1 pseudogene is annotated in these 466 nt (G+C 33.5%); it reads left to right on the plus strand.

Annotated elements, in window-relative coordinates:
- Positions 1–18 precede the first annotated feature (18 nt).
- A pseudogene (locus HC175_RS18315) lies at positions 19–466 on the plus strand (hypothetical protein); the annotation flags it as partial.

Consider the following 466-nt stretch of genomic DNA (forward strand, 5'->3'; position numbering starts at 1 on the left):
TACTTTAAATATTTTTCTGTGGATAGTTTGAAACAAACCTTAAATGGTGAAAAAAGATTTGAACTAAGGCCACTACCTAACGGGTATGTAGAAGCTATTCTGCGCATACCGATTCAGAAAGATCATTATATAACCTTTAGAAGAAACTACAGTAATCCATTAAATCAGGCTCATAAACCAGAATATGATGAAAAAGGGAATAAAGGGACAATAATTGAAAACAGGATTAACTTGGGAATTACACCTTTCTATAAGTTTCCTGCAACCATCCATCAGGAATTTAATGTAGCATTATATGATGCTGATTTTATTTTTGATAACAATAGGTTTGAATTAAATTACTATGATGCTGAAAACAAACCTATACCGATGGATAAAATCCATCAGGTTCAAAGACGCTTCAAGGAGGAGGAAACATATAACATGTTCGGCGAAGTGGTTAAATCCAACTTCGACTACATTCAGC

The sequence above is a fragment of the Salinimicrobium oceani genome, assembly GCF_012037645.1.